The sequence below is a fragment of the uncultured Microbacterium sp. genome, from assembly GCF_963521695.1.
In the GTDB taxonomy this organism is placed as follows: domain Bacteria; phylum Actinomycetota; class Actinomycetes; order Actinomycetales; family Microbacteriaceae; genus Microbacterium.
In genome coordinates this window covers 1-9,280 of the sequence record NZ_CAUQWC010000137.1, presented here as the reverse complement: position 1 = coordinate 9,280, position 9,280 = coordinate 1, and the positions used below count along the sequence as shown (strand labels likewise).

Genomic DNA, 9,280 nt, shown 5'->3' with positions numbered 1-9,280 from the left:
GCCGAGACGCTCGTGCGCGCCGCCGCCGAGACCGCGCTGTCGACGCCCCTCGCGCACGGAGCGATCCTCGAGGTGGCGGTGGGTCTGGCATCCGCGCCGCGTCAGGTCGTCGTGGTGGGGGAGCCCGATGCCGAGATCGCCGACGCCGCGCGTCGGGTCGCCGCTGACGTGGTCGCGGTGGTGTCGCCCCCGCAGGCCGAGGCGTTCGCCGCCGCGGGCTTCGAGTTGTTCGCGGGTAAGAGCGCCCTGGCAGGCGAGGCGACGGCATATGACTGCCGCGCGTTCACGTGCGCCCTGCCGACGACGGATCCGGGGGCGCTCGTCTGACGCGTGGGGTCGGGTGCGTCGGATGTGAGCGCGGGTTCGGCTGGGTCGGCCGGACTGACCCGCTCCTACGGACCACTCGCTCGCACCAGTCCGCGGTCGATGGTGGGCCTCACGAACCGTGCGAGACGAAGTGCGGGCTCTGGATGAGTCCGAGAACGTTACCGAACGGGTCGACCACCGATGCCGTGATGAAGTCGGCTTCCCGTTCTACGACGGGTTCCCACTCTTTCGCGCCGCGCCCGAGCAGATCCGCGACAACGGAGCGGAGGTCGTCCACGTGCCACCGCGCAATGACACCGGGTGTGCGGCCGCAGGCTTGTTCGGCCGGGCGCCTCGATTCGGCAACGCCGGCGTGGGGGCCGGTGCGGCAATTGACAGCGGTGCAGTGAGCCGACGATGATTCTCGTCGGTCGGCGCATTGTCGAATCTCGCAGTCGAGCTCTTTTCTCGCAGGATCCGCCCGCACATCTGCGATTTATGCGTGATTCTGCGAGCATCGTCGCGCCCACGCCCACGCCGCTCCCCGCAAAGTGCATGAGAACCGCCTACGGACCCCTCAGTCCAGCAAATGCCGTAAGAACCGCTCCGGGGCGCCGAGGAAGATCTGGTGCAATCGTACCACCTCGAGGTCCTCCCATGCGCTCTCGCGGATGCCCCATTCGCCGAGCTCGAGGATCGTCGCGCCCGGCAGCGCCGCCAGCACGGGGGAGTGGGTCGCGCAGATCACTTGTGTTCCGCGCGAGCGCATGCGATCGAGGGATGCCAACCACCGCAGCGTCGACGAGAACGACAGCGCTGCTTCGGGCTCGTCGAGGCACGCGAGCCCCGCGACGTAGCGGGGGTGGTCGAGCGCTTCGTCGAGCAGGGCGTTGAACGACTCGCCGTGGCTCATCGGATGCAGGCTCGGCGGCGCGTCGGGCAGGTCGTCGCGCCACGAGTAGTAGCCGTGCATCGTCTCGGCGCGCAGGAAGAAGCCCCACCGCGCGGCGCGCGGGCTGCGTTCGACGCGCAGCCACTCGCCGAGCGGGCTCTCGGTGCGGCGGGTCTCACCGCCGCCATTGGTCGACCCGCCCTCCGCGGGCAGGCCGTACGCCTCGGCGATGCCCTCGATCAGCGTCGACTTGCCCGAGCCGTTCTCGCCGACGAGGAAGGTCACGCCCGCGCCGAACTCCCAGCCGTCGGTCCTCGCGACGTCGAGGAAGTGAGCGACGGCGGGGATGTCGGCCGGCCACGCCCGCGCATCGACGGGCGCGTCGCGGAACACCTTGACGCGCTGGATCGGCCGCGGGTCGTGCAGCCAGTCGTCACCCCGTGCCATGTCAGATCCAGCTGGGCAGCCAGTTGTGCAGGCGCCAGAACTCGTACGAGACGGGAAGGCCCGCCCACACCGGATACCAGAACGCCGAGATCCCGATGCAGACGACCAGGAACACCACCGCGATCACCTGTGCGTGGGCGCGGGAGAGCCGCCAGACGCCCCGCACGGCGTCTTGCAGGGCGAAAGCCACCGCGAGGACGAGGAAGGGCACCATCGCCACCGTGTAGAACTGGAATATCGTGCGCTCGGGGTACAGCAGCCACGGGAGGTAGGTGGCGCCCAGGCCCGTCAGCACCAGCGCATGGCGCCAGTCGCGCACCAGGACGAAGCGCACGAGCAGATACACGGATGCCGCGATGCCCGCCCACCAGATGAGCGGGTTCGCGTTGCTCGAGATCGCCTCGGTGCAGCCGTTCGGAAGCGCGCAGCCGTTGACGCCGAAGTCGTCCTGGTGCCAATACATCGAGGTGGGACGGATCAGCAGCGGCCACTGCCACGCGGGGCTGGCGTAGCTGTGCGGGGTCACGAGTCCGACGTGGAAGCCGTACATCGACTCGTGGTACGCCCAGAGGTTCTGCAGCGGCACGGGAAGGAATGACAGCAGACCGGTGCCCAGAGCTTCGCTGCTGCGCATGTAGCCGCCGGTGGTGAACAACCAGCCCGACCAGCTCGTCAGGTACACCACGAGAGACACCGGCACGATGAGCACGAACGAGATCAGGCCCTGGCGCACGGCATCCATCGGCCACTGCACGATCCCGACGCGGCGGCGCGCCAGCGCATCGGTCACGACGACGTAGATGCCGATCGCGGCGATCAGGTACAGCCCCGACCACTTCACCGCCGTGGCGGCACCGGCGGCGGCGCCCGCCGCCAGCAGCCACGGGCGGTCCCACAGCAGCGGGCCCCAATTGTGGGTGGTGCCGGGGAGTTCGTCCATGGCGGCGTCGAGACGGTCGCCGGTGCGTTTGTGATCGAGCGCGACGAACCAGAACGCCAGCACGACGAAGAAGGTCAGGAAGACGTCGAGCAGCGAGGTGCGGCTGAGCACGATGCTCAGGCCGTCGATGGCGATGAGACCGGATGCCACGGTGGCGAACGTGATCGAGCGGGTGAGGTTGTGCGCGAGCAGGTAGACCAGCAGCACGGTCGCCGTGCCGAAGACCACGGCCGACAGTCGCCAACCCGTGGCCGAGTCGGGACCGAGGAGCGCCATGCCGGCGCCGATCAGGATGCGACCCAGAGGAGGATGCACGACGTAGCTGCCCACGCCGGTGAAGATGTCGGTGTCGCCGGCGACGAAGCTCGCATCGGCGTTCTCGGGCCAGACAGACGGGTAGCCGAGCACCCACTGGCTCCACGAGTCCTTCACGTAGTACGTCTCGTCGAACACGAGCGCGTGCGGCGTGCCGACGTCGAACAGGCGCAGCACCCCGGCGACGATCGTGACGAGCGCCGGCGCCAGCCAGCGCCACAGCCGGAGCCCCCGGGGGTCGCCCAGCAGCACGTCGCGCCATCGATCGAGGCGCGTGCGCTCCACCTCGGGACGCAGAGAGGGGACAGCGGTGCTCACGCGCCCCAGCATAAGGTGGGGCGGTGATCATCCTCGCGGCGACGCCGATCGGCAACCTCGGTGACGCCTCGAGGCGCCTCGTCGAAGCGCTCGAGAACGCCCGTGTGGTCGCCGCCGAAGACACCCGCACCACCCAGCGTCTGCTGGCGGGCCTCGGTGTCGAGAACCGCCCCCGGCTGATCGCCCTGCACGATCACAACGAGAAGGAGCGGGCGGCCGAGCTCGTCGAGCTCGCCCGCGAAGACGATCTGCTCGTGCTCAGCGACGCCGGTATGCCGACGGGGAGCGCCCCCGGGGACGGCCTCGTCGCCGCGGCGGCCGCGGCCGGTGTCACCGTCACCGCCCTCCCGGGGCCGAGCGCCGTCGTCACCGCGCTCGCCGTCGCGGGGCTCCCCACCGACCGCTTCGCGTTCGAGGGGTTTCCGCGTCGCAAGCCCGGGGAGCGGCGCAGAGCCTTCGCGCAGCTGGCCTCCGAGGAGCGGACCCTCGTGTTCTTCGAGTCGCCGTCGCGACTGGCATCCACCCTCGACGACCTCGCTTCGGCGTTCGGCGCCGATCGCCCCGCCGCCGTCTGCCGCGAGCTGACGAAGCTCTACGAAGAGGTCAAGCGCGGTACCCTCGCCGAGCTCGCCGCGTGGGCCGCCGAGGGCGTGCGCGGTGAGATCGCGATCGTGGTGGGCGGAGCCGAGGCCCGCGAGGTGGCGTTCCCGGATGCCGTGACCCAGGTGCTCGAGCTCGTGCGCGGCGGGACGCGGCTCAAAGAGGCGGCTGCCGAGGTGGCGTCGCAGACCGGTCACTCCTCGCGCGAGCTGTACCAGGCGGGGCTCGCCGTCAAGCGCTGAGGTCCGGCTCGGCCTGCACAGCGCGCGAGGGGCCAGACAGTGTCGCTGAGAATCGTCCGCGGCGACGAGAAGTGACCCCTCACGCGCCGGCTCCGGCGACCGGACGGCGGCGCGGTCGGGGTGTCACACGGTCGGCCGTGTCGGTGCCTCCTGCGTAGAATCCTCAGGTGACTTCCGGCCGATCCTTCTACATCACGACGCCGATCTACTACCCCAGCGATCTGCCCCACATCGGGCACGGGTACACGACCGTCGCCGTCGACACGCTCGCGCGCTGGCACCGCCAGGCGGGCGACGACACCTGGATGCTGACGGGCACCGACGAGCACGGCCAGAAGATGCTGCGCGCTGCGGCCGCCAACAACGTCACGCCGCAGGAGTGGGTCGACAAGCTCGTCACCGAGTCGTGGTTCCCGCTTCTCGAGACGCTCGACGTCGCGAACGACGACTTCATCCGCACGACGCAGCCCCGCCACGAGGAGCGCGTGCAGCAGTTCGTGCAGGCGCTCTTCGACCGCGGATACATCTACGCGGGCGAATACGAGGCGCTGTACTGCGTCGGCTGCGAGGAGTTCAAGCCCGAGGCCGAGATCGTCGACGGCACCGGCCCCTTCGAGGGCCTCAAGGTGTGCGCGATCCACTCCAAGCCCCTCGAACTGCTGCAGGAGAAGAACTACTTCTTCAAGCTCAGCGAGTTCCAGGATCGTCTGCTCGAGCTGTACAAGACCGAGCCCGACTTCGTGCGTCCCGAGTCGGCGCGCAACGAGGTCGTCTCGTTCGTGCGGAGCGGCCTGAAAGACCTCTCGATCTCGCGCTCGGCGTTCGACTGGGGCATCACGGTGCCCTGGGACTCCTCGCACGTCATCTACGTGTGGGTCGACGCGCTGCTCAACTACGCCACCGCCGTCGGCTACGGCAACGACCCCGAGCAGTTCGCCCGCCGGTGGCCCGCGTTCCACGTGGTCGGCAAAGACATCCTGCGCTTCCACGCCGTCATCTGGCCGGCCATGCTCATGGCCGCCGGTCTCGACGTGCCCCGCGGCGTCTTCGCCCACGGGTGGCTGCTCGTCGGCGGCGAGAAGATGTCGAAGTCGAAGCTGACCGGCATCGCGCCCACCGAGATCACCGACGTCTTCGGCTCCGACGCGTACCGCTTCTACTTCCTCTCCGCCATCGCCTTCGGGCAAGACGGGTCCTTCTCGTGGGAAGACCTGTCGGCCCGCTACCAGGCGGAGCTCGCCAACGGTTTCGGCAACCTGGCGTCGCGCAGCGTCGCGATGATCGAGAAGTACTTCGACGGGGTCGTGCCGTCGGCCGGCGACTATGCCGAGGGCGATCTGGCGATTCAGAAGATCGTGGCGGATGCCGCCGCAGCCGCCGACGCAGCCGTCGAGCGCTTCCGCATCGACGAGGCCATCGCCGCCATCTGGACCATCGTCGACGCGCTCAACGGCTACATCACCGAGAACGAGCCGTGGGCCCTCGCCAAAGACGAGGCGCAGCGCGAGCGCCTCGGCACGGTGCTCTACACCGCGGCCGAGGGTCTGCGCGCCCTCGCGGTGCTGCTGTCGCCGGTCATGCCGAGCTCGACCGAGAAGCTGTGGAGTGCCCTCGGCGCCGCCGAGGGCCTCGGGCTTCTGGTCGAGCAGCCTCTCCGCCAGGCGGGGGAGTGGGGTGCGCTGGGCGCCGGGGCGAAGGTCACCGTTCTCACCCCGCTGTTCCCGCGCGTCGAGCAGGCGTGACGCCCGTGACACCGGAGCCGGCCCAGGCGTCCGGCGCGCCCGCCCCCCGGCAGCCGGCCGCCGGGTCCACCCCGGTCGAGCGCCCCCGCGGCACCATCGAGGCGGGCGACCCCAGCCAGTACGTGCGCGAGCGCAGCGCCGACGGTCGCCGTGACGTCAGCTATCCGCCCGCGCCCGAGCCGCTCGGCATCCCGGTCTACGACAACCACACCCACCTCGAGATCGAGGACGGCGACACCGGGCTGTCCCTTGACGAGCAACTCGAGCGCGCGCTGACCGTCGGCGTGCACGGCGTCGTGCAGGCGGGCGGCGACGTCGACTCCTCGCGCTGGTCGGCGTGGGCCGCGCGCTCGCACCCGCGCGTGCTCGCCGCCGTCGCGATCCACCCCAACGAAGCTCCCGAGTACGAGCGGGCGGGCGAGCTGGACGCCGCGATCGCCGTGATCGACGAGCTCGCCGCCGAGCCGCGCGTGCGGGCGATCGGCGAGACGGGCCTGGACTTCTTCCGCACCGGGGCCGATGGCATCCCGGCGCAGATGCGCTCATTCGAGGCGCACATCGCGCTGGCGAAGAAGCACGGCATCGCCATGCAGATCCACGACCGCGACGCGCACGACGCGGTGCTCGAGACCCTCGAGCGGGTCGGCGCGCCCGACAGGACCGTGTTTCACTGCTTCTCGGGCGACGCCGACATGGCGCGCATCGCCGCCGACCGTGGCTACTACCTGTCGTTCGCCGGCAACGTCACGTTCAAGAACGCGCAGAACCTGCGCGACGCCCTCGCCGTGACGCCGCTCGACCGCATCCTCGTCGAGACCGACGCGCCCTTCCTGACGCCGGCACCGTACCGGGGCCGCCCGAACGCGCCCTACCTGATCCCGGTCACGCTGCGCTTCCTCGCGGCGGAGCGGGGCATCGACGCCGACGAACTGGGCGCCCAGGTCGCCGCGAACACCGTCGCGGTGTACGGCACGTTCTGACGTCGGAGCGGGCTGGTCCCGGATGCCGCAGAGGCTGCGCGAATCGCGCAGATTGTGACGGCGCCACGCCGATCCCCGCGCGGAAACCGTGCGCGCGCGCCGCACACGAGCCCGGCCTCCGCCGCGCCTCAGGCCTTCGTCTTGCGCTTGTCGACGAACAGCGTCTCGGCCTGTTCGAGCTCCATGCCCTTGGTCTCGGGGATGCGGTAGGCGACGTAGAAGAACGACAGCGCCGCGAAGAGTGCGTACATGCCGTAGGTGAGCGGAAGCGACCAGCTCGACATCGCGGGGAACGACACCGTGATGGCGAAGTTGGCGATCCACTGCGCACCGGCGGCGACGCCGAGGGCGCGACCGCGGATGCGGCTCGGGAAGATCTCGCCGAGCAGCACCCACACCAGGGGTCCCCACGAGGCGCCGAACCCGACGACGAACAGGTTGGCGGCGACGAGCGCCACCGTGCCCCACGGGGCCGGGAGCGAGACGTCCTCGCCGCTGCCCCGGGCGAAGGTGAACGCCAGGGCCATCGCGCCCAGCGAGACCGTCATCAGCACCGAGCCGGTCAGGAGGATCGGCTTCCGGCCCACCCGGTCGACGAGGAAGATCGCCACGAGGGTCACCAGCACGTTCGTGACCGAGGTGATCACCGAGATCAGCAGTGAGTCGCTCTCCTCGAAGCCGACCGCCTTCCAGAGCGTCGTGGAGTAGTAGAAGATCACGTTGATGCCGACGAACTGCTGGAACGCCGACAGGATGATGCCGATCCAGACGATGCGCTGGAGGCCGAGCAGCGGTCCGCGCAGCGACACGTTCGCGTTCTTGCGGTCGGTCTCGATCGCCTGCGTGAGGTCCTTCATCGTCTTCTCGAGGTCCGCGGGCGGCACGAGGCGGGCGAAGATCGAGCGGGCCTCATCGGTCCGGCCCTTGGCCAGCAGGAACCGCGGCGACTCGGGAACGGTGAACGACAGGATGCCGTAGACCGCCGCCGGCACGACACCGACGAGGAACATCCACCGCCACGCCTCCATCCCGAGCCACAGTTCATTGGCGGCGCCGCCGGCACTATTGGCGAGCACCGCGTCGGAGAGGAGTGCTCCGAAGATGCCGAGCGTGATCGCGAGCTGCTGCAGCGATGCGAGCGAACCGCGGATCTGGCGGGGTGCGACCTCGGCGATGTAGGCGGGGGCGACGACCGAGGCGATGCCGATTCCGAGACCGCTCATGACGCGCCAGAGGATGAGGTCGGGGACGCTGAAAGTGAGGGCTGCGCCGATCGACGAGACGAAGAACAGCACGGCGCCCAGCAACATGACCTTCAGCCGGCCCCAGCGGTCCGACAGCGCTCCGGCGACCACGGCGCCGACGGCGCAGCCGAGAAGGGCGACGGCCACGACGAATCCGGTAAGCACCTGGCTGAGCTCGAAGTTGCTCTCGACGGCGTCCACCGCACCGTTGATGACCGAGGAGTCGAACCCGAAGAGGAATCCGCCCACGGCGGCGGCGAGGGAGAGCCCGATCGCTCGTCGCCCGTACGGGCTCCGGAGCGTGAAGGCGTTGGAGGGGATCGACTGCGTCTGACTCACCCGCCCACGCTACTCCCGGGTCTCGCGCCGGAGGGGTTCTGGCGGCGCCCTGACTACAGTGGAACAATGCCCGTTTCCCTGCTCGGTGCCGCCGAGATCCGTCGGCTCGCCGCCGACCTCGACGTCACCCCGACCAAGAAGCTCGGGCAGAATTTCGTCGTCGACGCCAACACCGTGCGCAAGATCGTGCACGCAGCGCGGGTCACGGCATCCGATCGCGTCGTGGAGATCGGGCCGGGCCTGGGCTCGCTCACCCTGGCGATCCTCGAGACCGGCGCCTCGGTCGTCGCCGTCGAGATCGACCACCGCCTCGCCGAGCGCCTGCCCGCGACCGCGTCGGCGCACGACGTGCCGGCCGACCGCCTCACGGTGATCGACGCCGATGCCCTGCGTGTCGACGATCTGCCGGGCGAGCCGAGCGTGCTCGTGGCCAACCTGCCGTACAACGTCTCGGTTCCCGTGCTGCTGCACTTCCTCGAGACCTTCCCCTATCTCCAGCGCGGTGTCGTCATGGTGCAGGCCGAAGTGGGCGAGCGACTCGCCGCCCCGCCCGGCTCGAAGATCTACGGGGCCCCGAGCGTCAAGGCCGCGTGGTACGGCTCGTGGCGGCTGGCTGGAACGGTCTCGCGGCAGGTGTTCTGGCCCGTCCCGAACGTCGACAGCGTGCTCGTCGGTTTTGATCGGGATGCCGAGCCCCGCGGCACCGAGGAGCACCGGCGCCGCACCTTCCAGATCGTGGATGCCGCGTTCCAGCAGCGCCGCAAGATGCTGCGGCAGGCGCTCGCGGGCGTGCTGGGTGGGACCGCGGCCCAGGCGTCGGCGATGCTCGAGCAGGCGGGCGTCGATCCGACGCTGCGCGGCGAGCAGCTGACGGTCGACGACTACGCGCGCGTCGCCGCGCTCTGACGCACCGCC

General features: G+C 70.1%; 8 protein-coding genes and 1 pseudogene. 5 read left to right on the top strand and 4 right to left on the bottom strand.

What is annotated here, in order from left to right; genetic code table 11:
- Positions 1 to 327 (top strand): annotated as a pseudogene (locus tag RWP81_RS10860) (thioredoxin domain-containing protein); the annotation flags it as partial.
- A 109-nt stretch (positions 328 to 436) separates the two neighbouring features.
- On the opposite strand, the gene RWP81_RS10855 reads toward RWP81_RS10860, so the two are convergent.
- From RWP81_RS10855 to RWP81_RS10845, 3 genes are all read right to left on the bottom strand, one after another.
- Positions 437 to 604, bottom strand: coding sequence for a hypothetical protein (locus tag RWP81_RS10855; protein WP_314455998.1), 168 nt, complete (start codon positions 602 to 604; stop codon positions 437 to 439).
- A 279-nt stretch (positions 605 to 883) separates the two neighbouring features.
- Positions 884 to 1,645 (bottom strand): AAA family ATPase, encoded by a 762-nt coding sequence (locus RWP81_RS10850; RefSeq protein ID WP_314455996.1) that lies wholly within the window; start codon positions 1,643 to 1,645, stop codon positions 884 to 886.
- A gap of 1 nt (position 1,646) precedes the next feature.
- Positions 1,647 to 3,218 (bottom strand): phospholipid carrier-dependent glycosyltransferase, encoded by a 1,572-nt coding sequence (locus RWP81_RS10845; protein ID WP_314455994.1) that lies wholly within the window; start codon positions 3,216 to 3,218, stop codon positions 1,647 to 1,649.
- A gap of 23 nt (positions 3,219 to 3,241) precedes the next feature.
- Here RWP81_RS10845 and rsmI point away from each other — a divergent pair, with 23 nt between their 5' ends.
- The 3 genes from rsmI to RWP81_RS10830 all read left to right on the top strand — a co-directional run bounded on the left by rsmI (position 3,242) and on the right by RWP81_RS10830 (position 6,782).
- Entirely contained in the window at positions 3,242 to 4,060 is an 819-nt protein-coding gene (gene rsmI, locus RWP81_RS10840) for a 16S rRNA (cytidine(1402)-2'-O)-methyltransferase (protein ID WP_314455992.1), read from the top strand.
- A 167-nt stretch (positions 4,061 to 4,227) separates the two neighbouring features.
- Positions 4,228 to 5,802, top strand: a complete 1,575-nt coding sequence (gene metG, locus RWP81_RS10835; protein ID WP_314455990.1) for a methionine--tRNA ligase — start codon at positions 4,228 to 4,230, stop codon at positions 5,800 to 5,802.
- 95 nt (positions 5,803 to 5,897) lie between these two features.
- Positions 5,898 to 6,782, top strand: a complete 885-nt coding sequence (locus RWP81_RS10830) for a TatD family hydrolase (protein WP_314456000.1) — start codon at positions 5,898 to 5,900, stop codon at positions 6,780 to 6,782.
- 128 nt (positions 6,783 to 6,910) lie between these two features.
- Here the strand turns inward: RWP81_RS10830 and RWP81_RS10825 are convergent, their stop codons facing one another.
- Positions 6,911 to 8,365, bottom strand: coding sequence for a sugar porter family MFS transporter (locus RWP81_RS10825; RefSeq protein ID WP_314455988.1), 1,455 nt, complete (start codon positions 8,363 to 8,365; stop codon positions 6,911 to 6,913).
- A gap of 66 nt (positions 8,366 to 8,431) precedes the next feature.
- Here RWP81_RS10825 and rsmA point away from each other — a divergent pair, with 66 nt between their 5' ends.
- Positions 8,432 to 9,271, top strand: coding sequence for a 16S rRNA (adenine(1518)-N(6)/adenine(1519)-N(6))-dimethyltransferase RsmA (gene rsmA / locus RWP81_RS10820; protein WP_314455986.1), 840 nt, complete (start codon positions 8,432 to 8,434; stop codon positions 9,269 to 9,271).
- Positions 9,272 to 9,280 lie beyond the last annotated feature (9 nt).